Annotated in this window: 22 protein-coding genes and 1 pseudogene; 9 read left to right on the top strand and 14 right to left on the bottom strand. The window is 63.9% G+C overall.

Annotation, left to right across the window (positions count from 1 at the left end):
* Window positions 1–21 precede the first annotated feature (21 nt).
* The 4 genes from nuoL to ACHIRB_RS15730 all read left to right on the top strand — a co-directional run bounded on the left by nuoL (window position 22) and on the right by ACHIRB_RS15730 (window position 5,373).
* A complete protein-coding gene (gene nuoL / locus ACHIRB_RS15745; protein WP_395124051.1) occupies window positions 22–1,902 on the top strand; it encodes an NADH-quinone oxidoreductase subunit L in 1,881 nt (626 codons plus the stop codon).
* A gap of 2 nt (window positions 1,903–1,904) precedes the next feature.
* Window positions 1,905–3,473, top strand: coding sequence for an NADH-quinone oxidoreductase subunit M (locus ACHIRB_RS15740; protein ID WP_395124052.1), 1,569 nt, complete (start codon window positions 1,905–1,907; stop codon window positions 3,471–3,473).
* Window positions 3,470–5,065 carry an NADH-quinone oxidoreductase subunit NuoN gene (gene nuoN / locus ACHIRB_RS15735; protein WP_395124053.1) on the top strand — a complete coding sequence of 532 codons (1,596 nt, stop codon included), beginning with the start codon at window positions 3,470–3,472 and terminating at the stop codon, window positions 5,063–5,065. The genes ACHIRB_RS15740 and nuoN overlap by 4 nt, the downstream gene beginning before the upstream one ends.
* A 74-nt stretch (window positions 5,066–5,139) precedes the next feature.
* Entirely contained in the window at window positions 5,140–5,373 is a 234-nt protein-coding gene (locus tag ACHIRB_RS15730; protein WP_395127725.1) for an antibiotic biosynthesis monooxygenase, read from the top strand.
* A 52-nt stretch (window positions 5,374–5,425) separates the two neighbouring features.
* Here the strand turns inward: ACHIRB_RS15730 and ACHIRB_RS15725 are convergent, their stop codons facing one another.
* Both ACHIRB_RS15725 and ACHIRB_RS15720 read right to left on the bottom strand, forming a co-directional pair.
* Window positions 5,426–6,679, bottom strand: coding sequence for a serine hydrolase domain-containing protein (locus ACHIRB_RS15725; RefSeq protein WP_395112094.1), 1,254 nt, complete (start codon window positions 6,677–6,679; stop codon window positions 5,426–5,428).
* 13 nt (window positions 6,680–6,692) lie between these two features.
* The gene (locus tag ACHIRB_RS15720) at window positions 6,693–8,363 is read right to left on the bottom strand and encodes a biotin carboxylase (RefSeq protein WP_395124054.1); all 1,671 of its coding nucleotides are present in this window, start codon (window positions 8,361–8,363) and stop codon (window positions 6,693–6,695) included.
* A 182-nt stretch (window positions 8,364–8,545) separates the two neighbouring features.
* Between ACHIRB_RS15720 and gabT the strand changes: the two genes are divergently transcribed.
* The 5 genes and pseudogenes from gabT (at window position 8,546) to ACHIRB_RS15695 (ending at window position 16,831) form a co-directional block, all read left to right on the top strand.
* Complete coding sequence (gene gabT / locus ACHIRB_RS15715; RefSeq protein WP_199703326.1) at window positions 8,546–9,889, top strand: 4-aminobutyrate--2-oxoglutarate transaminase; 1,344 nt, start codon at window positions 8,546–8,548, stop codon at window positions 9,887–9,889.
* 32 nt (window positions 9,890–9,921) lie between these two features.
* Window positions 9,922–11,376 carry an NAD-dependent succinate-semialdehyde dehydrogenase gene (locus ACHIRB_RS15710; protein ID WP_395124055.1) on the top strand — a complete coding sequence of 485 codons (1,455 nt, stop codon included), beginning with the start codon at window positions 9,922–9,924 and terminating at the stop codon, window positions 11,374–11,376.
* Between the two features lie 56 nt (window positions 11,377–11,432).
* A complete protein-coding gene (locus tag ACHIRB_RS15705; protein WP_395124056.1) occupies window positions 11,433–14,114 on the top strand; it encodes an NAD-glutamate dehydrogenase domain-containing protein in 2,682 nt (893 codons plus the stop codon).
* 37 nt (window positions 14,115–14,151) lie between these two features.
* Entirely contained in the window at window positions 14,152–14,865 is a 714-nt protein-coding gene (locus ACHIRB_RS15700; protein ID WP_395112099.1) for a response regulator transcription factor, read from the top strand.
* 131 nt (window positions 14,866–14,996) lie between these two features.
* A pseudogene (locus ACHIRB_RS15695) lies at window positions 14,997–16,831 on the top strand (acyl-CoA dehydrogenase).
* A gap of 25 nt (window positions 16,832–16,856) precedes the next feature.
* On the opposite strand, the gene ACHIRB_RS15690 reads toward ACHIRB_RS15695, so the two are convergent.
* The 12 genes from ACHIRB_RS15690 to infA all read right to left on the bottom strand — a co-directional run bounded on the left by ACHIRB_RS15690 (window position 16,857) and on the right by infA (window position 26,219).
* On the bottom strand, window positions 16,857–17,456 hold the full coding sequence (locus ACHIRB_RS15690; protein ID WP_395112100.1) for a GTP-binding protein: 600 nt from the start codon (window positions 17,454–17,456) through the stop codon (window positions 16,857–16,859).
* Window positions 17,437–17,811: a DUF742 domain-containing protein gene (locus ACHIRB_RS15685; RefSeq protein WP_199703332.1), complete on the bottom strand. Its 375-nt coding sequence runs from the start codon at window positions 17,809–17,811 to the stop codon at window positions 17,437–17,439. Before ACHIRB_RS15685 ends, ACHIRB_RS15690 begins: the two co-directional genes overlap by 20 nt.
* Before the next feature lie 15 nt (window positions 17,812–17,826).
* Window positions 17,827–18,243, bottom strand: a complete 417-nt coding sequence (locus ACHIRB_RS15680) for a roadblock/LC7 domain-containing protein (protein ID WP_199703333.1) — start codon at window positions 18,241–18,243, stop codon at window positions 17,827–17,829.
* Window positions 18,240–21,101, bottom strand: a complete 2,862-nt coding sequence (locus ACHIRB_RS15675; protein WP_395112102.1) for an ATP-binding protein — start codon at window positions 21,099–21,101, stop codon at window positions 18,240–18,242. The genes ACHIRB_RS15680 and ACHIRB_RS15675 overlap by 4 nt, the downstream gene beginning before the upstream one ends.
* Before the next feature lie 178 nt (window positions 21,102–21,279).
* Window positions 21,280–22,104 carry a tRNA pseudouridine(38-40) synthase TruA gene (gene truA, locus ACHIRB_RS15670; RefSeq protein WP_395112103.1) on the bottom strand — a complete coding sequence of 275 codons (825 nt, stop codon included), beginning with the start codon at window positions 22,102–22,104 and terminating at the stop codon, window positions 21,280–21,282.
* A 64-nt stretch (window positions 22,105–22,168) separates the two neighbouring features.
* Complete coding sequence (gene rplQ / locus ACHIRB_RS15665) at window positions 22,169–22,936, bottom strand: 50S ribosomal protein L17, sunset domain variant (protein ID WP_395112104.1); 768 nt, start codon at window positions 22,934–22,936, stop codon at window positions 22,169–22,171.
* 48 nt (window positions 22,937–22,984) lie between these two features.
* Window positions 22,985–24,049: a DNA-directed RNA polymerase subunit alpha gene (locus ACHIRB_RS15660; RefSeq protein WP_199703336.1), complete on the bottom strand. Its 1,065-nt coding sequence runs from the start codon at window positions 24,047–24,049 to the stop codon at window positions 22,985–22,987.
* Window positions 24,050–24,165: 116 nt separating this feature from the next.
* The gene (gene rpsD / locus ACHIRB_RS15655; protein WP_199703337.1) at window positions 24,166–24,771 is read right to left on the bottom strand and encodes a 30S ribosomal protein S4; all 606 of its coding nucleotides are present in this window, start codon (window positions 24,769–24,771) and stop codon (window positions 24,166–24,168) included.
* 23 nt (window positions 24,772–24,794) lie between these two features.
* The gene (gene rpsK, locus ACHIRB_RS15650; RefSeq protein WP_199703338.1) at window positions 24,795–25,208 is read right to left on the bottom strand and encodes a 30S ribosomal protein S11; all 414 of its coding nucleotides are present in this window, start codon (window positions 25,206–25,208) and stop codon (window positions 24,795–24,797) included.
* Window positions 25,208–25,582, bottom strand: a complete 375-nt coding sequence (gene rpsM / locus ACHIRB_RS15645) for a 30S ribosomal protein S13 (protein WP_199703339.1) — start codon at window positions 25,580–25,582, stop codon at window positions 25,208–25,210. Before rpsM ends, rpsK begins: the two co-directional genes overlap by 1 nt.
* Before the next feature lie 195 nt (window positions 25,583–25,777).
* Window positions 25,778–25,891: a 50S ribosomal protein L36 gene (gene rpmJ, locus ACHIRB_RS15640; RefSeq protein ID WP_024332746.1), complete on the bottom strand. Its 114-nt coding sequence runs from the start codon at window positions 25,889–25,891 to the stop codon at window positions 25,778–25,780.
* Window positions 25,892–25,997: 106 nt separating this feature from the next.
* Complete coding sequence (gene infA / locus ACHIRB_RS15635) at window positions 25,998–26,219, bottom strand: translation initiation factor IF-1 (protein ID WP_005140011.1); 222 nt, start codon at window positions 26,217–26,219, stop codon at window positions 25,998–26,000.
* Between the last annotated feature and the right edge of the window lie 197 nt (window positions 26,220–26,416).

The following is a 26,416-nucleotide window of genomic DNA, read 5'->3' as shown; positions in this document are numbered from 1 at the left end:
GAAACGTAAAGGAGCCGAGCATTGAACACGGTCTGGCTGCTGCCGGTCCTGCCGTTGCTGGGCGCCGTCGTACTGCTGCTGGCCGGTAAGCGCAGCAATGCGTGGGGCCATTTGCTCGGTACCGCAACGGCATTGGCGTCGTTCGTCGTAGCGATCGTGCTGTTCGTCGGTATGGCGGGTCGTGATGCAGCGGACCGGCTCGAGCACCAACACATTTTCAGCTGGGTACCCGCTGGTGGTCTGCAGGTCGACTTCGGTCTGCAACTCGACCAACTGTCGATGTGCTTCGTACTGCTGATCACGGGCGTCGGATCGCTGATCCACATCTACTCGATCGGGTACATGCAGCACGACCCTGAGCGGCGACGGTTCTTCGCCTACCTCAATCTGTTCCTCGCTGCGATGCTGCTACTGGTGCTCGCGGACAACTTCCTCGGCCTCTACGTCGGTTGGGAGGGCGTCGGTCTCGCGTCATACCTGCTGATCGGCTTCTGGCAGCACAAGCCCTCGGCAGCGACGGCGGCCAAGAAGGCGTTCGTCGTCAACCGCGTCGGCGACATCGGGTTGGCCGTCGCGATGATGATCATGTTCGCAACATTCGGGTCCGTCGAATTCGCCGACGTCTTCGGTAGCGCTGAGGGTGCGAGCGAAGGTGTCTTGACGGCAATCGGGTTCATGCTGCTCCTCGCCGCGTGCGGTAAGTCCGCGCAGGTGCCGCTGCAGTCCTGGCTCGGCGACGCGATGGAAGGTCCGACGCCGGTCTCGGCCCTCATCCACGCGGCGACGATGGTCACCGCAGGCGTCTACCTGATCACACGGTCCAATTCGATCTTCGATCTCGCGCCGAATGCGCAACTGGCCGTTGTGATCGTCGGTGCCGTGACCCTGCTGTTCGGCGCCGTCATCGGCTGCGCGAAAGACGACATCAAGAAAGCGCTCGCCGCGTCGACCATGAGCCAGATCGGCTACATGGTGCTCGCCGCAGGCCTCGGTCCCGCGGGCTACGCGTTTGCGATCATGCATCTGCTCACCCACGGCTTCTTCAAAGCCGGCCTGTTCCTCGGTGCCGGTTCGGTGATGCACGGGATGAACGACGAGACCGACATGCGACGCTACGGCGGGCTGCGCACACTGATGCCCATCACGTTCGTCACGTTCGGCCTCGGCTATCTCGCGATCATCGGTCTACCACCGTTCGCAGGCTTCTTCTCGAAGGACAAGATCATCGAAGTCGCTTTCGATGCCGGTGGCGCGAAAGGCATCATCCTCGGTGCCGCGGCGTTGCTCGGCGCCGGACTCACCGCGTTCTACATGACGCGAGTGATGCTGCTGACCTTCTTCGGTAAGCGGCGCTGGCACAAGGACGTTCATCCGCACGAGTCGCCGTCGACGATGACCGCACCGATGATCATTCTTGCGGTCGGCTCGGTCGGTGCCGGTGGTCTGCTCGCCATCGGCTCGTCGCTTGTCCATTGGCTCGAACCCGTCGTCGGGTCGCATCACGTCGAACCGACCATCCCGGTCTGGGTGACGACCGCCATGACCCTTGCAGTCGTCCTCGCCGGAGTCGGCGTCGCCTATCGCGCGTACGCGACGAAGGACGTTCCGACCGTTGCACCCGACGACGTGTCCGCGCTGACGCTGGCTGCGCGACGAGACCTTTACGGCGACGCGCTCAACGAGGCCGCGTTGATGCGGCCGGGCAAGCAAGTGACGAGGTCGCTGGTGTTCCTCGACGGTCGCGGAGTCGACGGTGCCGTCGACGGTCTGGCTGCGGTGGTCGGTGGGGCATCCGCGCGATTCAGACAGCTGCAAACCGGATTCGTGCGCTCCTACGCACTGGCCATGTTCGGTGGCGCGGCACTTGTCGTCGCCGCGATGCTCGCGACGAGGGTGTGGTGAGCATGGACAACTTCCCGTGGTTGACGGCGCTGTGGCTGGTGCCGCTCGTCGCCGCAGGCATCGTGATGATCTTGCCGACGCGTTCGCAGCAACCCGCAAAGGCGACGGCGCTGGGAGCCGCGCTTGTCGTGCTCGTCCTCGCGATTGCCGTCGCGGTCCAATTCGACAGTGGCGGTGAGCAATACCAGTTCGTCGAGTCGCACGAGTGGATTCCGGCGTTCGGTGCCGGCTACATCCTCGGCCTCGACGGCATCGCACTCGCGCTGGTGCTGCTGACCGCAGTCCTCGTTCCGTTGCTTCTGATCGCCGGCTGGCAGGACGCCGACGACCGCGCTCGACGCGAGACCAATACCTACTTCGCGCTGTTCCTGCTCGTCGAGGCGATGGTGATCGTCTCGTTCGTCGCACTCGACGTGCTGCTGTTCTACGTCTTCTTCGAGGCGATGCTGATCCCGATGTACTTCCTCATCGGCGGGTTCGGCGGTGCGAAGCGGTCGGCAGCGGCGGTGAAGTTCTTGCTGTACAACCTCGTCGGCGGGCTCATCATGCTCGCCGCGGTGATCGGTCTGTATGCCGTCACCGCGCGCCAGGGCGACGTGTTCTCGGCGGGCACCTTCGATTTCCGTGCCATCGTCGCAGCGGCCTCTGCCGGCGAGCTCGGCGCAGATCCGGCGCTCCTGAATGCACTGTTCCTCGGGTTTATGTTTGCTTTCGCGGTCAAGGCGCCACTGTGGCCGTTCCACACCTGGCTGCCGAATGCGGCGGTCGAATCCACACCCGCTACAGCGGTTTTGATGATGGCGATCGTCGACAAGGTCGGCACGTTCGCGATGCTGAGGTACTGCCTGCAGCTGTTCCCGGAGGCGTCATCCACCTTCGCGCCGTACATCGTCACGCTCGCGGTGATCGGTATCGTCTACGGCGCGGTTCTCGCGATCGGCCAGACCGACGTGATGCGCTTGATCGCGTACACCTCGATTTCGCACTTCGGGTTCATCATTCTCGGCATCTTCGCGATGACGAGCCAAGGCCAGACAGGTTCGACGCTCTACATGGTCAACCACGGTCTCTCGACAGCGGCGCTGTTCCTGATTGCCGGATTCCTGGTCTCGCGCAGGGGAACCCGCGCCATCGCGGCCTACGGCGGCGTCCAGAAGGTCGCGCCCGTCCTCGCCGGAACATTCCTCGTCGCAGGTCTCGCGACGCTGTCGCTGCCCGGCCTCGCCCCGTTCATCAGTGAGTTCCTCGTGCTGATCGGCACCTACACTCGCTACCCAGTCGCGGCCGTGATCGCCACCAGCGCATTGGTTCTCGCCGCGATCTACATTCTGTGGCTGTATCAGCGGGTGATGACCGGACCCGCCGCCAAGGAGAACGAGAAGATCCGCGACCTCGTTCCACGCGAATTGGTCGTCGTAACACCGCTTCTCGTCGCATTGATCGTGCTCGGCGTCTACCCCAAGCCCATCTTGGACGTCGTCGATCCAGCTGTCGGCCACATCCTCGTCACCATCGACAAACAAGATCCGGCACCCACCGTGGCTGTCACCGACGGAGGTACGCACAAATGAGTCCCGTCGAGACGGTGCTTGCCAGTTCGGCACTGCCCGCGCCGGATATCGAATACGGCCGACTGTCGCCGATGTTGATTGTGTTCGGTGTTGCGATCGTCGGAGTTCTCGTCGAGGCGTTCCTCCCGAATCGCGTCCGCTACGGCCTGCACCTCGTGCTCAGTCTCGGTGGCTTGGTTGCCGCGTTCGTCGCCGTTGTACTGCTGGCAGGCACCCGCGCCGACGCGGTGTTGGGAGCCGTCGCGGTCGACGGTCCGACGCTGTTCCTGCAGGGCACGATTCTGCTGGTGTCGATGCTTGCGATCGTGTTCATGGCCGAACGCAAGGTGGACGTCGCCGTCGACGCACACGGCGAACCGAAGTCCGCAGACGCCTTCACTTCTCAGGCTTCGGCGGTGCCAGGCAGTGTCGCGGAGTTGGAGGCAACCAAGGCAGGCGCGACCCTGACGGAAGTCTTCCCACTCACGATGTTCGCGGTCGGCGGGATGCTGTTGTTCCCGGCATCGAACGACTTGCTGACGATGTTCGTCGCCCTCGAAGTGTTCTCGCTGCCGCTCTATCTGCTCTGCGCGTTGGCGCGTCGACGCCGGCTGATGTCGCAAGAAGCGGCGATGAAGTACTTCTTGCTCGGCGCGTTCTCGTCGGCGTTCTTCCTGTACGGCGTCGCGCTGCTCTACGGCTATGCAGGGACCGTCCGACTCTCGGGTATCGCCGAAGCCGTTGCTGCGGACGAGGGCAGTCGCGGTCTCGTGCTGATCGGCACCGCGTTGGTCGCCGTCGGGCTGCTGTTCAAAGTCGGTGCCGTGCCGTTCCATTCGTGGATCCCCGACGTGTATCAGGGTGCTCCGACACCGGTGACGGCCTTTATGGCGGCGGCGACCAAGATCGCCGCCTTCGGCGCGCTACTGCGGATCTTCTATGTCGCGCTGCCCGGGCTGCACGACGACTGGCGACCGATGCTGTGGGGCGTCGCCATCCTCACGATGGCGTTCGGCGCGATTCTGGCCGTCACGCAAACCGACGTGAAGCGGATGCTCGCGTACTCGTCCGTCGCGCACACCGGGTTCATCCTGACCGGGCTGGTCGCGCTGAACAAGACCGGGCTCGCGTCGTCGATGTTCTATCTGCTCGCCTACGGGTTCAGCACGGTCGGCGCGTTCGCGGTCGTCAGCCTGGTTCGCGACAACCTCCCCGACTCCGTCGAAGCGACCGACATGTCGCGCTGGGCGGGACTCGGTAGACGCTCACCCCTGCTCGGCATCACCTTCGCGATGTTCCTACTCGCCTTTGCGGGCATCCCGTTGACCAGCGGGTTCGTCAGCAAGTTCGCGGTTTTCTCGGCCGCTGCCGAAGGAGGGGCAGCGCCGCTCGTGATCGTCGGCGTCATCTGCAGCGCGATCGCCGCATTCTTCTACGTCCGGGTGATCGTGCTGATGTTCTTCTCCGAACCGCCGAGCGATCCCCCGACGATCGTCGTACCGAGCGTCCTGACGACCGCCGTCATCGGAATCAGCGCGGTCGTCACAGTTGTGCTTGGAATCCTGCCGCAACCGGTCCTCGATCTCGCCGATCGGGCGGCTGAATTCCTTTAGGGCGCTTCGCGCCTCGTGAGTCCTTTTGGTGGTCGGGCCCTCCGAAAGGACGCACGAGCGGCGTAGCCGCCTAGCTGCTGTTCGACGCGGCCGCGACGATCCGGCGAGACGCAGGCGAGCTGAGTTATCAAGTGCTGGCGGATAGTTCGAATGCGACAAACATCGTGCACTTCTCGAAATGGACAAACTTGACGGCGGCGCGAGCCTTCTTCGAGTTGCCCGAATTGGTTCGCATTCGCGCGGAAGCAGGTGTGCAGGCGCCGAACTTTCTCTACCTCGACGAGCTCGAAGCGGGCACGCTCACCTGACGCATCGAGTGCATAGAAGTACAGGCAGAATCGCCCGATTCCGCCTGAACAGCTATGCGGTCGACGCGTTCAACGCAGCCGAGACCGCGTCGAAGGCCCGAATCGTCGAGAACAACATCTGCGCATCCTGCGGCACCGGCCAGCTCGACAACTTGGCTGCGACGACACCCGCCGACCGGTTGACGTAGATCATCTGCCCGTGAATTCCCAAGCACAGCAACACATTGTTGCCCTCGTACGGGAACCAGCACTGGTTGCGATACATGCCGCCCGGCATCCGCAGATCGTCGGGGCTGTTGGCGAACGCCTCACGGGAATCGAACCCACCGTCGACGGTGTCGGCGAACCAACTGGCAGAGAACACCTGCTCGCCGGTGAGCGAAACGCCGTCGCGCAGATATAGACTCCCGAACCGGATCAGGTCGGTCAGCGTCGCGTTGATCCCGCCGTCGAACATGCCCGCACCGGTCGAATCGATGCCGATGGTCGCGTCGTGGCGAGCGCCGATCTTGCTCCACACGAGCTGCGACATCAACTCCGGCATCCGAATTCCGCTCGCCGCCTCGCAGATCCAACCGAGCACATCCGTTTCGCACGAACGGTATTCGAACGCGCCACCGTGAATCGACTTCTGCGGCAACGTGAGCAGGAAGTCGTACATCGTCGACGGGACGTCGGGATGCACTCGCGGAGCCCAGCCGATCGCTTCCTCGAGCAGCCGCACCTCAGCGACCGGGTCGAGGTAGTTCTCGGAAAACGTTATGCCGGAACGCATATCGAGTAGATTACGGACCGTCGCACCGGCATAACCGGAGTTGGCCAACACCGGAACGTAGGCGGTCAGCAGTGCGTCGACATCGATCGCACCCGAATCACGCAAAGCACCGACAACCGCCGCGACCAACGACTTGCTGACCGACATCAGCAGATGCGAGGTCTCGGGAACCATGCCGCCGAAGTACTCCTCGACCAGCAGGGTGCCCCGATGCGCGACGGCCCAGCCGTCGGTCGCCGTGGTTCCCATCACATCGCCGACCGTGGTCGGCATGCCGTCGGAACGGGTCGTCGCGACATCGTTGAGTTCGGCAGCAGACGCAGCAGGCAACTTCGCCACCGGACCGCCGCCACGCGAAATGACGGCGGTCGGAAGGAAATCCGCGACGTGCTGGAAGGTCCAATGCAGCTGCGACGACGATTGCCAGTTGTCGAGGGTCACGCCGACCGGGACGCGCCCCGGATCACCGCCGATCACGCGGACTCCTGTTCGTTTGTCTCGTTTCGCCTCGTTGCGACGCGATCGTCTCATCAGTCTTTTTTCATCATAGAGATTTGAATCCGACCGTCTGCTTGGCCGCGGACGGTTCCGCGAGCGGTGTACCCGAGTAGTGCGCACGCACCGAGTCGATGAGGTGGCGCGCACGGATCGTCAACGCGGATCCGCCCTGTGCCGAATCGATCTGCAGTCTGCCCTTCGTGACGAGCACTCCGAGGTCAGCGCCTTTCCACCGATAGTCGCCGTTCCCGTAGATCCGCAGGAAGAACGCTTCGGACTCGTCCTGCAGCTGATGCCAGTCCAGCGCCGCGCGACGGAAGACGAGCGCACCGTTGTCGTCGAGGGAGTACTGACCCGTCCGCGGCGTCGTCTCCAACCTCTCGACGACGTTCGACGTCTCCTTGATGATCATCTGGCTCCACACGTCGGCGGACGCCAGTTCCTCCCACCGCTCGTTGATCTCGTCGACGTCGAGGTCGAAATCGACATCCATGTACTCGAGCAGGTGGAACAGGAACAGCGGCACGTCGGCGTAGGCACCGGCGGTCACGTTTGTGATCGCGGAGGCGCCGCTGATGCGAGGGTTGAGTTCGCCGAGATACACCTCGTCGGTGTCGGTATCGACGAGAACGTCGATCTCGAAGAAGCCACGGTAGCCCTCGTCGCTCAGCCGATCGCCGAGACGACGCACCAATTCCGTTGCTTTGGAACGTCGTTCGGAGTTCAAAACGTCGGGGTGCATTTCATTGCCGCACCAACCGCCCTGGTAGGGAGTCAGCTTCGAGTACCCGGTCAGTTCCGTCATGAACGGTCCGACGACGGTGCCGCAGCGGGTCAGGACAGCCTCGACCGCGACGGGACGATTGTTGATCCGTCGCATGATCTTGACGTCCTGGCCGATGATGTCGGCGCTGTGCTTGCGCCAATCCGACTCCGACGAAATGAAGAACGTCGTCTTGCCCGAGTCGCCGTACGGCGTCTGGACGACGAGTTCCGCGCCGAGACCGGCCTTCTCCGCTTCGGCTTGCAGCTCGTCCCAGTCAGCGACGCGGGTCAGCACGTTCGGCACACTCGGCGCACCCGCTTCGTTGCCGAGTCGAGTCGTGACGATCTTCGAGTCGAGGTGCTCACGCAGGCTCGCCGGCGGCAGGATCAGGTCGTAGCCGAGCTCGGCGCAGATGCCCTCGGTCTCCTCGTTGAAGAACACCATCGCGATCTTCGGCCGGACACCACGCGGGATGCCGCGGCTCATGTACGCGCGGACCTCCGGGTTCTTCAGCAGCCAGTTGTTGAACTCTTCGCCGCTCTCGAACTCCTGGTACGGCTTGTGGGTCGGGGTGAAGACACGGGGATGCGCGCCGTCCCAGGCGTCGTAGTAGGTGATGTAGGAGAAGTTGCGGACCCACCGATCGATGCCGAGCAGATTGAACGGCGTCGCGCCGATGAAGTAGACCGGGACATCGTTGGTGCGGAAGAAGTGCCGGACCTCGGACACGTTGCGCAGCGGCCGACGCTTCGGTGCTGCCGATGGGGAGGACGCGAATGCGGCGTCAGTCGCGACGCTGACTTCGCGAGTCTCCGGCGCCGTGTCGACGACGTCGAGTTCGGCTGGCAGAACCGGCGCCTCGACGACCGGCGAGGTGGGCGTCGCTGTGGTTGCTGCTGCCGTGCTCGTCCGCTTCCGCGGTGCAACGGAACGACGAGTGGCTTCGGTCATGATGGGCATCTCCTGCTGGTCGGGGCGTTCTTGTGGTTACAAGTGTGGGTTGCGCCACTGTCGCCTCACACCTGCCGAAATGGCGTCGCCAGGCACCCGCAAACGACGAAATGGCGCTGGTGCGCCGGCCCCGTTCCGCAAAGACTCGGTAGCAAGACAAACACCTCAGACGGGAGCTATCGATGACCGAGTTCACCTATCGACTGGCACAGAAACGCAACATCGTCACGGCCCTGCCGGGCCCACGTTCGGTCGAGTTGGCCGCACGCAGGAAGGGCGCTGTTGCTGCCGGTGTCGGTTCGTCCGTACCGGTCTACGCGGCGGACGCCGACGGCGGCGTCATCGTCGACATCGACGGCAACTCGCTGATCGATCTCGGGTCGGGTATCGCAGTCACAGGTGTTGGCGCGTCCAACGCAGCCGTTGCGGCAGCTGTCGCCGAGCAGGCCGCGCACTTCACCCACACCTGCTTCATGGTGACGCCCTACGAGGGTTATGTCGCCGTCGCGGAGCGGCTCAACGCCATGACCCCCGGCGACCACGAGAAGCGCACCGTCCTCTTCAATTCCGGTGCCGAAGCCGTCGAGAACGCGATCAAGGTCGCACGCTTGGCGACCGGCAAGACCGCTGTTGTCGCGTTCGACCACGCCTACCACGGTCGCACCAACCTGACCATGGCCCTGACCGCGAAGTCGATGCCGTACAAGTCGAACTTCGGACCGTTCGCGCCGGAGATCTACCGGATGCCGACGTCCTACCCGTTCCGAGACGCCGCCGGCCTCACCGGTGAGCAGGCAGCCAAGACGGTCATCACGCAGATCGAGAAGCAGATCGGCGCCGACACCGTCGCGGCCGTCATCATCGAACCGATCCAGGGCGAAGGCGGATTCGTCGTTCCTGCAGCCGGTTTCCTTCCGACACTTGTCGATTGGTGCAAGGCGAACAACGTCGTCTTCATCGCCGACGAGGTCCAGACCGGTTTCGCTCGGACCGGCGCGTGGTTCGCCAGTGACGACGAGGGCATCGTTCCCGACATCATCACGATGGCAAAGGGCATCGCGGGCGGTATGCCACTCGCCGCCATCACCGGCCGCGCCGACCTGCTGGATTCGGTACACGCAGGTGGTCTCGGCGGCACCTACGGCGGCAACCCCGTCGCCTGCGCAGCTGCACTGGCCACGCTCGACACGATGGTCGAACTCGATCTGCCTGCGCGTGCACGCGAGATCGAAGCGATCGTGAAGCCGCGGCTACAGGCACTCGCCGACGAGACCGGTGTCATCGGTGACGTCCGCGGCCGTGGTGCGATGCTCGCCATCGAGCTGGTCACGCCAGGCACGACCGATCCCGACGCAGCCATCACCAAAGCTGTTGCGGCAGAAGCGTTCAAGCAGGGTGTCGTACTGCTGACGTGTGGCACCCACGGCAACGTCGTCCGATTGCTCCCCCCACTCGTCATCAGCGACGAACTGCTCGACGAAGCCCTGACCGTCATCGAACAGGCTGTTCGCACGCTGTCGGCGTAGCTGCACCAAGAAACTCGAGGAGACCGAACACCATGCAAGACATCGCCGCACTGCTCGCTGCCGTCCCGACCGGACTGTGGATCGGGGGCGAGCAGGTCCAAGCCAGCAACGGTCGGACGTTCGCAGTTCACAACCCCGCAACCGGCGAGGTCCTCGTCGAGGTCGCCGACGCCTCCCCAGAGGACGGCGCTCGGGCAATGGACGCTGCCGCAGCCGCGCAGGGCTCCTGGGCGGCGACACCCGCCCGCGAGCGTGCCGAGATCCTGCGCAAGGCATGGGAACTCGTCATCGAGCGGCGCGACGATTTCGCTCTGCTGATGACGCTGGAGATGGGCAAGCCGCTCGCCGAGGCGCAGGGCGAAGTGAACTACGGCGGCGAATTCCTGCGGTGGTTCTCCGAAGAAGCGGTGCGGATCAACGGTAGGTACACCCCGTCTCCCTCCGGCAACGGCCGAATCCTCGTCACCAAGCAGCCGGTCGGGCCGACACTCGCGATCACGCCGTGGAACTTCCCGCTCGCCATGGGCACCCGCAAGATCGCGCCTGCGTTCGCGGCCGGCTGCACGATGGTGGTCAAGCCCGCAGCGGAGACTCCGCTGACGATGCTCCTTCTCGGTCAGGTGTTCGCCGACGCAGGATTGCCTGCGGGTGTGCTCTCGATCCTGCCGACCTCGCAGGCCGCCGCACTCACCGATCCGATGTTCGACGATGCCCGCTTGCGAAAAATCACGTTCACCGGATCGACCGGAGTCGGCAAAGTTCTTCTCGCACAAGCAGCTACACGGGTGCTGCGTACGTCGATGGAGTTGGGCGGCAACGCTCCCTTCGTCGTATTCGACGACGCCGACCTCGACGCTGCGGTGGACGGTGCGATGGCCGCGAAGATGCGCAACACCGGCGAGGCCTGCACGGCCGCGAACCGAATCCATGTCGACAACGCGGTACGCACCGAGTTCACAGCGAAGTTGACGGCACGTATGCAGGCACTGAAGGTGGGGCCGGGTCATTTGGAGGGCACTCAGGTCGGTCCGCTGATCACCGAGAAGCAACGGTCGTCGGTTGCGGACCTGGTCCGCGACGCAGCCGAGAAGGGCGCCGTCGTCACCACCGGTGGCAACAACGGCGCAGGCGAGGGCTACTTCTACGAGCCGACGGTGTTGGCCGACGTCACCGCCGATGCCCGAATCCTGCGGGAAGAGGTGTTCGGGCCGGTGGCCGCGATCACCGGATTCGACGGCGAAGACGAAGGTGTCGCAGCTGCCAACAACACCGAATTCGGTTTGGCCGCATACATCTACACGAAAGACCTCGACCGCGCCTTCCGCGTCGCCGAGGCCTTGGAGTCAGGGATGGTCGGCGTGAATCGCGGCATCATCTCCGATGTCGCCGCACCGTTCGGCGGCGTCAAAGAGTCCGGGATCGGACGCGAAAGCGGAAGTGAAGGCATCGAGGAATACCTCGAAATCAAGTACATCGCCTTCCAGTAACCGCGTTCGTAGAAGTCACTCGCTGTTACAGAAACACAAGAATCGAGAAGAAAGTCATGACCTCCCTCGGGACCTCGACCGCGCTTGCCACTCGCGACGACGAGCGGATCGCCGCCGCACTCGCTGGCATCGCGCCGCAGATGTGGTTCACCACAGACAGTTTCGGCACGCGCGCTGTGTTCGTCTGGCCAGACGAACCGATGCTGCTTGCCGACGTCTGCGCGATGTTCGAGAGTTTCGGACTGCGGCTCGCAGCACATAGTCGGCTCGAGACCGCGTCGGAGACGGGCCAGGCACACGAATTCGACTTCGGCATCCTCACCGTTTCCGCACCGGTGCTCGATCTCATCGCCGACGCCATCGCGGCGAGCGCAGCGGGTCGGTGGCGCATCGACCAGTACGCCCGACTCGTTGCCACAGCCGGAATCGGTTGGCGTGACGCTCTTCTCGTCCGCGCGGCATGCCGTTTCCTCGAACAGACGAAGCTGGGCCTTTCGCAGGCCTACGTCATCGAATCCCTTGTGCGAAACCCCGATTTCGTCAGGGCGATCATCGCCCTGTTCCATGCCAGATTGGATCCGGCGACCGCACCTTCGGACGACTCCGCTGCACGGTCCGCCGTGGCGACCCTGGTCGAGCAGGCAGCAACTCTCGACGAGGACCGAATCCGTCGCGCCCTTGCGGCATTCGTCCTGTCCGTGTTGCGCACCAACTGGTTTCAGACCGATGCCGCAGGCCGACCGAAGTCGTATGCGTCCTTCAAGATCGACTCGGCACAGCTGACGGCCCGTGACGCGGTCGTCCCGTACCGCGAGATCTTCGTCCACTCCGACATCGTCGAAGGCGTCCACCTGCGTAGCGGTGCGGTCGCCCGCGGCGGTCTGCGGTGGTCGGATCGGGCCGACGATTACCGCACCGAGGTGCTCGGGTTGATGAAGACCCAGTCGGTGAAGAACGCTCCCATCGTGCCGATGGGCGCCAAGGGTGCGTTCGTCCTCAGGTCAGCGGACACGTCCGCGGCCGACGGCTATCGCATCTTCATTCAGGGCCTGCTCGACGTGACCGACAACATCGTCGACGGCTCGGTTGTTCATCCTCGCGACACCGTGTGCCGCGACGGCGACGACGCCTATCTCGTCGTCGCCGCGGACAAAGGCACCGCGAAATTCTCCGATCTCGCCAATTCGATTGCCGCCGAATACAACTTCTGGCTCGGCGACGGGTTCGCATCGGGCGGGTCCGCGGGCTACGACCACAAGGCCATGGGCATCACCGCCCGCGGCGCCTGGCTCTCCGTCCGCAGACATTTCGCGGAGTCAGGACGCAACGTCGATACCGACGACTTCACGGTCGTTGGCATCGGTGGTATGTCCGGAGACGTGTTCGGCAACGGAATGTTGTTGTCGCGCAAGATCAACCTGGTCGGTGCGTTCGACCATCGGCACATCTTCCTCGACCCGAACCCCGATGCCGAAGTGTCCTTCGGCGAGCGGATGCGGTTGTTCGCGCTGCCGACCTCGTCATGGGGCGACTACGACGCAACCAAGATCTCCAGCGGCGGTGGCGTGTTCTCGCGCTCGGCCAAGTCGATCGTGCTGACCGACGAGGTCCGCACGCGACTCGGGATCACCGCATCGCAATGCAGCCCGGACGAGTTGATCCGCGCGCTGCTGCGTGCTCCCGTCGACCTGCTGTGGAACGGCGGCATCGGCACCTACATCCGCGCGGCGACCGAATCGGATATCGACGCCCAGGACCCGGCAAACGATCGCGTACGGGTCAGCGCAGCCGAATTGCGTTGTGGCGTCATCGGTGAGGGCGGCAACCTCGGCCTCACCCAGCAGGCACGCGTCGACTACGCACTCGGTGGTGGCCGCATCAACGCCGACTTCATCGACAACGCCGCAGGCGTCGCAACCTCCGACCTCGAAGTCAACCTCAAGATCGCCCTCGATACCGGAGTGCGGTCGGGCGCGTTTACGAAGGCGAGCCGCAATCGCCTGCTCGAAGGGGTCTCCGACGACGTCGCGCGGCGGGTGCTCGACGACAGTTCCAATCAGATTCTCGCGATCAGCCTCGCGGCCGCACAGGCGAACTACCTACTGGAACGGCACATCCGTCTGATCGGCAACCTGACCGCAGAGGGTGGCATCGACCCGACCGTCGAGGGCCTGCCGTCGAAGGCGGAACTGAAGAAGCGCGCCGAATCGGGTCGCGGGCTCACCCTACCGGAGATTGCGATCCTGCTCGCCCAGTCCAAAAACCTGGTGTCGCAGGAACTGCTCGCCTCGACCGTCCCCGACGACGAACTGTTCGCCGACCGGTTGACTGCCTACTTCCCGACACCCGTCGCCGAAGCGGCACCCGATCTGATTGCGGCCCATCCGCTTCGGCGCGAGATCGTTGCCACCGCGATCGCCGACGAACAGCTCAACCGGGTCGGTCCGGGCACGATCTTCCGGATGCAGGAACGTCTCGGGGTCAGCACAGCCCAGGTGGCACTGGCGTACGCCGCCGTACGCGGGATCCTCGATCTCGACGCGGTGTGGCTCGATTGCTTGCAACGCGAGGTCGATGAGGGACAACGCGCGCAGGCATTGCTGGAGATCCGCGAACTGGTCGAGCATCTGACGTCGTGGCTGTTGCGGAGCCGCCGTGACAACGCGACCCCGCAGGTCTCGATCGAGCAGTTCGCCGGATCGGTCCGCAAGCTGATCGAGCTGACCAGGTCGGCCTGAGCCGCGACGAGGGGCAGGTTCGACCTATCGTTGTCGGGTGCCTGCCAACCACATCCTCATCGCAGACGACGATCCGGTGGTGCGCGACGTGGTCCGCCGGTATCTGATGCATGCCGACATGCTCGTCACCGAAACTGCCGACGGCGAGACAACATTGGCAGCGTTACTGGATCAGCACACCCCTGTCGACCTCGCAATTCTCGACGTGATGATGCCCGCACCCGACGGCATAGCGATCTGTAGAGCTCTGCGTACGCAACACCGCAGCGACATTCCGATCATCCTGCTGACCGCGCTCGGCGACGAAGACGACCGGATTCTCGGGCTGGAGGCAGGCGCCGACGACTACGTCACCAAGCCGTTCAGCCCTCGCGAACTGGCTCTGCGCGTCGCGTCGGTGCTGCGTCGAGCGCACATGCGTGCCGACGCGGGTGGCGACGAGACCCTCCGCGACGGCGCGATCGAGGTTCGACCGGCCGCGCAATCGGTGCTCGTGGACGGGCGGACGGTCGAACTGACCGTGCGCGAATTCGCCCTGCTCCTCTTCTTCGTCAACCATCCGCAGACCGTCTACTCTCGCGAAGAACTGCTCGAGCACGTGTGGGGTTGGTCGTTCGGCGACCTATCGACTGTCACCGTGCACGTCAAACGATTGCGGGCAAAACTGGGGTCGGCGCACCGGATCGAGACTGTGTGGGGCCGCGGCTATGCCTGGGGCCGCTCGGGCACGGTCGACACACCTGCTGGTTGACACAGCTACCGTCGATGTACATGTGATTGTGAGTATCAGGATTTTCCGGCATGCTTGAGCTTCGGAAGTGATCGCCGTCTCACAGGCGTTGCCGTCGCTCGTTCAATCGTCGTCTCGAGGAGCAGTTTCAATTGGGCCATTACAAGAGCAATGTCCGCGATCTGGAGTTCAACCTGTTCGAGGCACTGCAGATTCAGAGAGTGCTCGAGACCGGCGCGTACGGCGACCTCGATGTGGCCACAGCTCGCGACATTCTCGACGAGGTGCGACGCCTCGCGGAGGGACCCTATGCCGACTCGTTTGCTGACGCCGACCGCAATCCGCCGACCTTCGACCCCGAAACACACGAGGTCACGCTGCCGGAGTCGTTGACGAAGTCGCTTCGTAAAGCTTTCGAAGGCGGCTGGGATCGCCTCGGGCTCGAACCGGAAGTCGGCGGAACACCCGCACCGAAAGCGCTGTACTGGGCGATGGTCGAGATGTTCCTCGGCGCCAACCCCGCGGCACATGTCTACTGGGCCGGCGCAACACTCGCCAACATCTTCTTCCGCAACGCGACCCCGGAGCAGAAGAAGTGGGCCGTGCTCGCTGCCGACCGCAACTGGGGCGCCACGATGGTGCTCACCGAACCGGACGCCGGTTCCGACGTCGGCGCCGGACGGACTAAAGCGATCGATCAGGGTGACGGTTCCTGGCATCTCGAGGGCGTGAAGCGCTTCATCACCTCGGGTGACTCCGGCGACCTGTACGAGAACATCTTCCATCTCGTGCTCGCGCGACCCGAAGGTGCCGGACCGGGTACCAAGGCCTCAGCTTGTTCTTCGTCCCGAGGTTCCACTTCGACAAGACAACCGGCGACCTCGGTGACCGCAACGGCGTCTTCGTGACCAACGTCGAACACAAGATGGGCCTCAAGGGTTCGGCGACGTGCGAACTCACCTTCGGTGGGCACAACGTCCCAGCGGTCGGCTGGCTTGTCGGCGACGTGCACGACGGCATTGCGCAGATGTTCGACGTCATCGAATACGCCCGAATGCTGGTGGGCACCAAAGCTATTGCGACGCTGTCGACCGGCTACCTCAACGCGCTCGAATACGCGAAACAGCGGGTGCAGGGTGCCGATCTCACACAGATCGCCGACAAGACCGCACCCAAGGTCACGATCATCGCGCACCCTGATGTCCGCCGTTCGCTGATGATGCAGAAGGCCTACACCGAAGGCCTGCGCGCTGTGTACCTCTACACCGCCGCCCATCAGAATCTCGACCTCGCCCAACACGTCTCGGGCGCCGACAAAGACGTCGCATACCGCGTCAACGACCTGCTCCTGCCCGTCGTCAAGGGCGTCGGCTCCGAACGCGCCTACCGCTATCTGGCCGAGTCACTGCAGACCCTCGGCGGGTCGGGCTATCTGCAGGACGACCCGATCGAGCAGTACATTCGCGACTCGAAGATCGACAGTCTCTACGAAGGCACGACCGCAATTCAGGCGCAGGACTTCTACTTCCGCAAGATCGCGCGAGATCGTGGCGTCGCACTCGGCCACATCGCCGGCCAGATCACCGAGTTCATCGGCAAGGAGTCCGCAGACGACCGCTTCAAGGGCGACCGCGCTCTGCTCGCGACCGCACTGGAAGACGTTCAGACGATCGCGGCGACGCTCACCGGCTACCTGATGGGTGCCCAGCAACGCCCGACCGAGCTGTATCGCGTCGGCCTCGGCTCGGTTCGGTTCCTGCTGGCGGTCGGCGACCTGCTCATCGGCTGGCAGTTGCTGCACCACGCAGAAATTGCGGTCGCGGCCCTCGACGGTCAGCCGTCAGCGACGGACAAGTCGTTCTACGAGGGCAAGATCGCGGTAGCGCAGTTCTTCGCGCGCAACGTGCTGCCCGAACTGACCGCGACCCGCGCGATTCTGAGCGACATCGACAGCGCCATCATGGATCTGGACGAAGCGGCCATGTAGCGAGACTGCTCAGTGGGTCGACCGCTCAGTGGGTCGGCTGACTCAGTCGTTGCAATGCGAACTGCGTCAAGGCGATCAACGCCTGCTTCGCCGAATCCCGCACCCGCGCGTCGATCGACATGATCGGCACATCGGCAGATATCGCGAGCGCTTGACGGATGTCTTCCGACGGATACGACGGCGCACCGTCGAACTCGTTGATCGCCACGAGGAACGGCAGACTTCGCGCTTCGAAGAAGTCGACCGCAGCGAAACTGTCTTCCAGTCTCCGCGTATCGATCAGCACGACGGCACCGATCGCGCCACGGATGAGGTCGTCCCACATGAACCAGAATCGGTTCTGACCAGGTGTGCCGAACAGGTACAACACCAAGTCCTCGGACAGGGTGATACGGCCGAAGTCCATCGCAACAGTCGTCGTGGTTTTGTTGGGCGTCGCCGACAGGTTGTCCACCTCGGCGCTCGCGTTCGTGACGAGAGCCTCGGTCCGCAGCGGCACGATCTCCGAGACGGCACCGACGAGAGTCGTCTTGCCGACACCGAATCCGCCTGCGACGACGATCTTCGTCGAGGTCGCCCGACTGGACCGACGGGGAGCCGGCGGATCAGATCTTGTGTAGTCCACTGAGCACCCTTTCGATCAATTCGCGACGCTCGTCCACGCTCGAATCTTCACCGAGCGTGGCGAGTATCTGCACATGTCCACTTTCGACGAGGTCGGCGACAAGCACGCGCGCCACGCCGATCGGTACGCCGACCCGTGCGGCGATCTCGGCGACCGACGGCGATTGCTTGCTCAACGCAAAGATCGTCGCCTCGATGTCACCCAACTCCCAATGCCTGTTTCCAGCCTCCGGCAATGCCTGGATGAGCGCCTCGATAGCCAATTCGACGGCAGGTCGGGTCCTTCCTGACGTCAGCGAATACGGCCGAACCAGGCTTGGTTCGGTACCGGAATCATCGCTGCTGTGATCGGCCATCGTGCACCTCGTCCATCATGAACCCAAGTTGACGCGAGGACTGGCTTGCACGGCTTCGCCGACGCGATCGACGAGGATCGCCATCTCGTAGCCGACCTGGCCGATATCGCAGGACGGTCCGGTGAGCACGGACAGAATCGAACCGTCGCCGACGTTCATCAGCAACAGGTATCCGCGCTGCATCTCGACAACCGACTGCAGGACGCCGCCGCCGTCGAACAGATTCGACGCTCCGACCGACAAACTCGCGAGACCCGACGTCACCGCCGACAACTGTTCGGCCCGATCCTGCGGCAGATGGTCACTCGCGGCCATCAAAAGTCCATCGGTGGACACCAATACCGCGTGCGAGACGCCGGGTACTTCGTGCGCGAAATTGGACACCAACCAGTCGAGCGAACGACCGTCCCCTTGTTCGTAACCGGCGTTCATCGTTCTCCTTCGGTGCGATCAGTGTTTGTCGTGCGAACCGCACGTCCGTCTCGCACACCACGTTGGTGCCGATTCAGACTCTCGCGGATAGTCTCCGGATCTCGTGCTCGTCGCCGCGCTTTACCAGCAGCCGATGACAGCGCGCCTGGGACGAGTCGGTCACCGGGTTGACGCATCGGCAATCCGGAATCCGTTCGCGACTCGACGCCTGCGGCCACCGCACGGTCCGCCGCCGACCAGCCGTCGTCGGCTGGTGAATTCCAGTCCCGCGGTGCGGACCACTCCGGCGCGTTCGATTCTGTCAGCCACGCCGACACCATGTCGGCGAAGATCGGCGTATCGGCCTCGGGGGCCGGTTGCGATTCCTCGAGGCGTGACTGGAAGAACGACGCAGTTCGAGCTGACCGATAACGATGTCGCCGCTCGGATTCGGCTGTCTCCGCTGGTTCTGCGGGTTCCTGACTGCGATGGCTGCCGGTGTCGTAGGACGGTGGTGACGACTGCTCGGCGCGAACCGACTGCTCGGGGCGGACGGGCTGCTCTCCTCGAACCGGCAGTGGCGCTGCGGGCGGCTCGGCAGCTATCGGCGGCGGAACCGCACTCGGTCGCCGGGTCGGCAACGACGGGGACGCAGGCTGCTGAGGTCGGGCAGCTGGCTCGGTGCCGATTGCGGGCGACGGAGCGGGCGGGATATCGCCTGCAGGTCTCCGCGTCGGAAGGCCGGTTGCGCCACGTTGCGGCAGACCGCTCGGCTGCGACCGCGTCGGCAAGGGTTGTTGCGGTAGCTCACGCGGTTGTGCGTCACGTTGCGGTGCGTCACGCTGCGGCTGCGCCGCCGGGTGCGGCGGTCCACCCCGCAGGGCGGTGCTGCCCGGAGTACGGCGCGGCAGACCGGTAGGCATGCCTTCCTGCGCAGGCTGTTGCAGCTCCGCGACGGGATTCGGACTCTGCACAGGACGATCCTGGCGGCCACCCGCCGGCTGGCGAATGCTGGACTGTGCGGGCGCAACCAGAGCCGACGGCAGATGGACGCTCGCCGTGACACCAGCGTTGCGCTCGCCCTCCTCGGTTGCGCGCAGACGGACAGTGACGCCGTAGCGTTCCGCCAGCCGACCGACCACGAACAGGCCCATGCGACGGGTCGTCTCCACGGTCACCGTCGCGGCCGAGGCGAGTCGCTCGTTGATGGCCGACAACTTGTCCGGCGGTATGCCGATGCCGTGGTCCGCGATCTCGACCAGCAGTCCACCATCGACAGACCGGCCGTAGCCGAGCACGACGTCCTGCTCCGGCGGCGACGCGCGCAACCCATTTTCGAGCAGTTCGGCGAAGAGGTGCACGATATCGGTCGCTGCTGCGGCACTGACGGCACCGTCGGGAGCCGCACCGAGCTTCACTCGTTGGTAATCCTCGACCTCCGACATCGAGGCGCGCAGGATGTCGCCGAGCTGAACGGTCCCCGTTTCGGTCTTGCGCGTTCGCGTGCCTGCAAGAACAAGCAGGTTGTCACTGTTGCGACGCATTCTCGCGGCGAGGTGGTCGAGCCGGAAGAGGCTGTCGAGCCGACTCGGATCCTTTTCGTCGAATTCGAGCGACTCGATTATGCCGAGCTGCCGATCGATCAACGACTTGCTGCGGCGGGCCATCATCTCGAACATGTCGTTGACCTGCAGACGCAGCCGAGCCTGCTCACCGGCCAGCCGCAGAGCCTGGTTGTGCATGTCGTCGACGGCGCGGGCCAGCTGACCGATCTCCTCGGTTGTCCGTACCGGTACCGGCTCGACGGCGATGTCGTCGATGTGCTCGCCCGTGTTGATTCTGTCGATCTCGTTGGCGAGATCAGTGTGCGCGACCTTCAGCGTGCCTGTCCGTAGCCGGCGGATCGGGACGATGAGCGAGCGTGCGACCAACACAGCGAGCACCAACGCCGCAAGCAGGAAGGCGAGAACGATGATGCCGTTGCGGATCGTCGCCGACCTCGCGGCATCCGCGCGATCGTTGACGATCGAGCTGATCTCCGCGGCCGACTCCTTGTACATGCCGACGTAGATCTCGCGGCTGTCGAGCAGCACGGGGGTGAGCTTTTCAGTCGCGGCCGCAGCATCTCGCGTCGTGCGGAATTCGGCGACAGCTGCATCCGCCGCATCGGCGTTCGCGCGTAGCTTCGCAATCCGGTCAGCGGCCTCGGGATAGGAATTGTCGAGGGTGTCGAGCGTTGTATAGACACCACCGGATGCGGCTGCGACGCCGAGACCGACGTCCGCGGAGTTGATCAGAGCCCGAGCACCGGCGATCGTCCATTCGAACAGCTTCCGGCCCGCTGCCCAGGAATCGAGCAATTTGGCCTTCGCCGCGATGACGTCGGCATCCTGGATCGGCTCGACGATCTGCTCGAGAGCTTGCACCGCAGCGACCGAACTGTCGTCGCGTGCGGCTTGAATCTTCGGAATCTGCAACGGCGAACCCTTGCCGAGCTCGACCAGCCTGTCGCCCGCACCAACCATCGCGCGCAACGCGTCCGCGACATCGGAATCCAGGTTGTCCTCGGCAAGAGCTTCGTTCGTGCGGCCGATTGCATCCTGTAGTTCGGCGATTCGTTCCGGCGGGGCCTGGCCGACAGTCTGCTGGCCGGCGAGCACGGTGACGGCGACGGAGAGATCCACGATCAGCGGCACTTCGGCGACGCGATCGGCAGCGGTCTGTAGTTCAGCGGCTTCGTCGAAGTCGGACACCACGCGGATCGCGCCGAGAATCATGGCGGCAGCCAGCGGAACTGCGACGACAGCAGTCACCTTCCAGCGGAGACTCCACTGCTCGAGGTTCCACCATTTCGGTCGCGACTCGGTTGTTCTCCCCATTTCAGCTCACTTCCCACCATTATGAGGGCCCGATGTGCACGTGCAACTACGGTACCGACGCATACAAGGCCGCCTTACCGAATCTTGCGAGGGTGGAAGATCGGTAAGGTGACTATTGAACACTAGCGTGACGCAAGTAGCGTAGGAAAGCCCATACACGCATCGGGCTGACGTCGGGTCAGTCCCCGCAGCACCCGGTTGCCCCCGATAGAGGTGCACGCATCTCGCGTGTGGCCAGATTGCGAGCAGCGAGACCTTCGGGTTCGGGATAGTCCACAGCGACAAGACTCAAGCCGCGCGCCGGAGCGACAGTGATCATCGGCGAACGATCTCGCTCGTCGACAAGTTCTCCTGCCCACTGCACAGTGCGCTTGCCTTCACCGACGAACAGCACGGCACCGACCAGGCTGCGGACCATCGACCAGCAGAAAGCATCCGCGCTGACGTAGGCGTCCAGCCGGTCGCCCCGCTCGACCCAATCGAAACGCTGCAACTCACGCACGGTCGTCGCACCCTCACGACGCTTACAGAACGCGGCGAAATCGTGCAGGCCGAGCAGACGATCGGATGCTGCCTGCATCGCGCCGACGTCCAAGCCGCGACGCCAGGCGACGACACTGCGTGACTCGAGCGGATCGACACCGTAGGCGGCAGTCGTGAGTCGGTAGACATAGTGACGCCGGATTGCCGAAAAGCGAGCATCGAAATCCTTGGGCGCCAAGCTGATTCGCTTGATCCGCACGTCGGCGGGAAGAAACTTCGACATCCGATGGACCAGCTTGTCGAGGTCGGCAGGCGGGTCGACGACATCGGCGTGCGCCACCTGCCCCTCGGCATGGACGCCCGCGTCGGTCCGGCCTGCCACGGTCAACACGATCGGCTGCCGCAAGACAGTGCTCAGCGACTCCTCGAGCACACCGCACACGGTCCGCAGTCCGGGCTGCCGAGCCCAGCCCTTGAAATCGGTGCCGTCGTACGCGATATCGAGACGCGCCCGGGTCATTGGTAGGAACGGAGTCAGCCCGCCGTCCCCAGCGGGAACGACGGGCTGATCGGTGAGAGGCAACTCAGGCCTCGTCGGCCTTTTCCCGCTGCGACGGCGGCAGCTGGTAGCCGGCGGCTTCGGCAGCCTCGGCGGTTGCGAACCAGATCTCCGCAACAGTCGAGTTGAAGAAGCGCGTTCCGGGCAGGTGGTACAGCTTCGAGTCGGCGTTGCCCTTGATCGGGAAACCCTCCGGCTCGGAACCGTCCTCGAGCGGCGCATGGCTGCCCTCGGGGGTGGCGTCGGTCGCTGCGACAGCAGACGACTCGTCGGTCACGCCTGCTGCAACAGCGTCTGCGTTGGCAACCTCCGCGTCGGTCGCGTCGGCCTCGACGGCCGCAACGACGTTCGCGGGTTCTGCACTTGCAGCCTGCTCGGCCGACTTCTTCTTCGAAGCGGCTGCGCGGGTCGCGCGGCTTGCCTCGTTGGATGCCGTCTTCTCGCGAACGAGCTCGATGATCGCCATCGGCGCGTTGTCGCCCTTGCGGGGAACGGTCTTGATGATGCGGGTGTATCCACCTTCACGATCCGCGAACGACGGACCGATCTCGGCGAACAAGGCGTGTACGACATCCTTGTTGCGGATCACCTTGAGCACCTCGCGACGATGCGCGAGCGTGCCCGACTTGGCGTGGGTCACGATCTTCTCGGCGTACGGACGAAGGCGCTTGGCCTTGTTCTCCGTCGTCGTGATGCGACCGTGCTCGAAGAGGGCGGTGGCCAGGTTGGCCAGAATCGCCTTCTGGTGCGAAGCCGACCCGCCGAGACGGCGACCCTTACTGGGCTTGGGCATGATTGATTCTCCTGTTGTAAAGAACGCGGCGACGCGTCCTTCGAGGTCTTAAAGCTGTTCGGTCTCGGCGTAGTCCTGGTCGGTGCTGTCGTTGTCGTGGAACGAGCCGGCCTCGGCGTCGTTCCAGGTCCCGGTAGCAGCGTCGTATCCCGCAACACTCGAGGGATCGAAGGACGCAGGGCTGTCCTTGAGCGAGAGGCCGAGCGAGTGCAGCTTGACCTTCACCTCGTCGATGGACTTCTGGCCGAAGTTGCGGATGTCGAGCAGGTCCGATTCGGTACGTGCCACGAGCTCGCCGACGGTGTGAACGCCTTCACGCTTGAGGCAGTTGTAGGAACGGACGGTGAGGTCCAGATCCTCGATCGGCAAACCGAACGACGCGATGTGATCGGCCTCGGCGGGCGAGGGTCCGATCTCGATGCCTTCGGCTTCGACGTTCAGTTCACGAGCCAGACCGAACAGCTCGACCAGGGTCTTACCCGCCGAAGCGAGCGCGTCCCGCGAGGTGATGGAGTTCTTGGTCTCCACGTCGAGGATCAGCTTGTCGAAGTCGGTGCGCTGCTCGACACGAGTTGCCTCGACCTTGTACGTGACCTTGAGGACCGGCGAGTAGATCGAGTCGACCGGAATGCGGCCGATCTCGGCGCCGGACGCCTTGTTCTGCACGGCGGGAACGTAGCCACGGCCACGCTCGACGACAAGCTCGATTTCCAGCTTGCCCTTGTCGTTCAGGGTCGCGATGTGCATGTCCGGGTTGTGGACTGTGACGCCGGCCGGGGGGACGATGTCTCCCGCGGTGACGGTTCCCGGACCCTGCTTGCGGACGTACATGGTGACCGGCTCGTCCTCTTCGGAGCTGACCACGAGGCCCTTGAGGTTCAGGATGATGTCGGTGACGTCTTCCTTCACACCGGGGACGGTGGTGAACTCGTGCAGAACGCCGTCGATACGGATGCTTGTGACAGCTGCGCCCGGGATCGACGAGAGCAACGTGCGGCGAAGCGAGTTGCCGAGGGTGTACCCGAAGCCAGGCTCGAGCGGCTCGATGGTGAACTTCGAGCGATTGTCAGCGATGACCTCTTCGGTCAGTGTTGGCCGCTGAGAAATGAGCATGTGTGTTTCCTTCTGTTGAGGACGTCCGCTATTTGACGCCCAACGATGAGGCGGCTTCGCCGCTCGTGAGTCTTTTCGGAGGGCCTGCCCTCCGAAAAGACTCACGAGCGATAGGCCTACTTCGAGTAGTACTCGACGATCAACTGTTCGGTCAGCGGCACATCGATCTGTGCACGCTCCGGCTCCTGGTGGACCAGGATCCGCAGGCGGCCCGGGATGACCTGGAGCCAACCCGGAACCGGGCGGTCGCCGACGGTCTCGCGCGCAATCTGGAACGGCAGCGTGGAGAGCGACTTCTCGCGAACGTCGATGATGTCGTACTGGGTGACGCGGTAGCTCGGGACGTCGACCTTCTTGTTGTTCACCAAGAAGTGGCCGTGGCTGACGAGCTGACGGGCCTGACGACGGGTACGGGCCAGTCCGGCGCGGTACACGACGTTGTCGAGACGGGTCTCGAGCAGGCGCAGCAGGTTCTCGCCAGTCTTGCCCTTGAGGCGGTTCGCGGCCTTGTAGTACAGGCTGAACTGCTTCTCCATCACGCCGTAGGTGAAGCGAGCCTTCTGCTTCTCCTGCAGCTGGAGCAGGTATTCGCTCTCCTTGATCCGCGCGCGGCCGTGCTGGCCGGGCGGGTAGGGACGACGCTCGAATGCCTGGTCGCCTCCAACGAGGTCGACGCGCAGACGACGCGACTTGCGGGTCATGGGTCCGGTATAACGTGCCATTTTCTAGTTCCTAACCTTTCCCGCTAGACCCGACGCCGCTTGGGCGGACGGCAGCCGTTGTGCGGCTGAGGAGTGACATCGGAGATGGTGCCGACCTCGAGGCCTGCGGCCTGAAGCGAGCGGATCGCGGTCTCACGGCCGGAGCCGGGTCCCTTGACGAACACGTCGACCTTCTTGACACCGTGCTCTTGCGCCTTGCGGGCAGCATTCTCGGCGGCGAGCTGAGCGGCGAACGGCGTGGACTTACGCGAGCCCTTGAAGCCAACGTGGCCCGAGGACGCCCACGAGATGACGTTGCCTGCCGGATCGGTGATCGAAACGATCGTGTTGTTGAACGTGCTCTTGATGTGCGCGTTGCCGTGCGGGACGTTCTTCTTGTCCCTCCGGCGGGCCTTCTGAGTCTTCTTGGGGCCGCTGGTGCGTGACTTAGGGGGCATTACTTCGCCTTCTTCTTGCCGGCAATGGTGCGCTTGGGGCCCTTACGGGTGCGCGCATTGGTCTTGGTGCGCTGGCCACGAACGGGCAGCCCACGGCGGTGGCGAAGGCCCTGGTAGCAGCCGATCTCGATCTTGCGACGGATGTCTGCCTGAACCTCGCGGCGCAGGTCACCCTCGACCTTGAGCGATTCTTCGATGTACTCGCGAAGCTTCGCGAGGTCGTCGTCGCCGAGGTCCTTGCTGCGCAGATCCGGGTTGACGCCGGTTGCCGCAAGAATTTCCTTGGAGCGGGTACGGCCGATGCCGTAGATGTAGGTCAGTGCGATCTCCATCCGCTTTTCGCGGGGTAGATCTACACCAGAAAGACGTGCCATTTGGCGCTTTTCCTTTTGTAGCAGAGGTCTGCTCCCATGCCGTCCCCCTTCTTATCGGGGCCCCGGCCTCTGGTCCGGGGGTAGTCCATCGCAGCCCGGGACAAGCCCGGAAATCCGCACTGCGTGGATGGCGTTGGGAGGTCTTCTTCTGACCAAGCCGATCTTGGCGATCGGTGCTCGGACGATGGTCGTACGTCAGCCCTGGCGCTGTTTGTGGCGCAGGTTTTCGCAGATCACCATGACTCGCCCGTTACGGCGAATCACCTTGCACTTCTCGCAGATGGGCTTGACGCTTGGGTTGACCTTCACGTCTGTCCAATCTCTGTCGACGTCCACCGTTGGGGTGGACATGGTTCTCCCGCGCCTGCGAAGACGCGGGAAGCTTGTGGGTCGGCCGATTGCTCCGACTCGTTGACTACTTGTAGCGGTAGACGATGCGTCCGCGAGTCAGGTCGTAGGGCGAAAGCTCGACGACCACCCGATCCTCGGGAAGGATGCGGATGTAGTGCTGCCGCATCTTTCCGCTGATGTGCGCGAGAACTTTGTGTCCGTTCTCCAACTCAATGCGGAACATCGCATTGGGCAGGGGCTCGACTACGCGTCCCTCGACTTCGATGGCCCCGTCTTTCTTCGCCATATCCTCCGCGATCCTGGCTCGTTAAAACCTAGTTCGATTGCTCATGTTTGTACTGCTGGTTCGGTGCGCGAACATCGAGTCCGACAGGCCACGAACGCCGGCTACGAACGTAAGCCGGAACAGGAAACGTCGAGAAGAAACGTAAAACCTGACGTGGGCACGCAAACAACCGGCACGCACAGCGCACCGCTGGTCTA

This window comes from Antrihabitans spumae (assembly GCF_043944905.1).
In the GTDB taxonomy this organism is placed as follows: domain Bacteria; phylum Actinomycetota; class Actinomycetes; order Mycobacteriales; family Mycobacteriaceae; genus Antrihabitans; species Antrihabitans spumae.
The sequence above is the reverse complement of the archived record's forward strand: the minus strand, read 5'-3'. Positions and strand labels throughout refer to the sequence as shown.

Bases quoted from the DNA above. Each gene is read 5' to 3' on its own strand.
- ACHIRB_RS15740 (WP_395124052.1), top strand. From the start codon at position 1,905: ATGGACAACTTCCCGTGGTTGACGGCGCTGTGGCTGGTGCCGCTCGTC.
- nuoN (WP_395124053.1), top strand. From the start codon at position 3,470: ATGAGTCCCGTCGAGACGGTGCTTGCCAGTTCGGCACTGCCCGCGCCG.
- ACHIRB_RS15725 (WP_395112094.1), bottom strand. From the start codon at position 6,679: ATGAGACGATCGCGTCGCAACGAGGCGAAACGAGACAAACGAACAGGA.
- ACHIRB_RS15720 (WP_395124054.1), bottom strand. From the start codon at position 8,363: ATGACCGAAGCCACTCGTCGTTCCGTTGCACCGCGGAAGCGGACGAGC.
- gabT (WP_199703326.1), top strand. From the start codon at position 8,546: ATGACCGAGTTCACCTATCGACTGGCACAGAAACGCAACATCGTCACG.
- ACHIRB_RS15710 (WP_395124055.1), top strand. From the start codon at position 9,922: ATGCAAGACATCGCCGCACTGCTCGCTGCCGTCCCGACCGGACTGTGG.
- ACHIRB_RS15705 (WP_395124056.1), top strand. From the start codon at position 11,433: ATGACCTCCCTCGGGACCTCGACCGCGCTTGCCACTCGCGACGACGAG.
- ACHIRB_RS15685 (WP_199703332.1), bottom strand. From the start codon at position 17,811: ATGGCCGATCACAGCAGCGATGATTCCGGTACCGAACCAAGCCTGGTT.
- ACHIRB_RS15680 (WP_199703333.1), bottom strand. From the start codon at position 18,243: ATGAACGCCGGTTACGAACAAGGGGACGGTCGTTCGCTCGACTGGTTG.
- ACHIRB_RS15675 (WP_395112102.1), bottom strand. From the start codon at position 21,101: ATGGGGAGAACAACCGAGTCGCGACCGAAATGGTGGAACCTCGAGCAG.
- truA (WP_395112103.1), bottom strand. From the start codon at position 22,104: ATGACCCGGGCGCGTCTCGATATCGCGTACGACGGCACCGATTTCAAG.
- rplQ (WP_395112104.1), bottom strand. From the start codon at position 22,936: ATGCCCAAGCCCAGTAAGGGTCGCCGTCTCGGCGGGTCGGCTTCGCAC.
- ACHIRB_RS15660 (WP_199703336.1), bottom strand. From the start codon at position 24,049: ATGCTCATTTCTCAGCGGCCAACACTGACCGAAGAGGTCATCGCTGAC.
- rpsD (WP_199703337.1), bottom strand. From the start codon at position 24,771: ATGGCACGTTATACCGGACCCATGACCCGCAAGTCGCGTCGTCTGCGC.
- rpsK (WP_199703338.1), bottom strand. From the start codon at position 25,208: ATGCCCCCTAAGTCACGCACCAGCGGCCCCAAGAAGACTCAGAAGGCC.
- rpsM (WP_199703339.1), bottom strand. From the start codon at position 25,582: ATGGCACGTCTTTCTGGTGTAGATCTACCCCGCGAAAAGCGGATGGAG.
- infA (WP_005140011.1), bottom strand. From the start codon at position 26,219: ATGGCGAAGAAAGACGGGGCCATCGAAGTCGAGGGACGCGTAGTCGAG.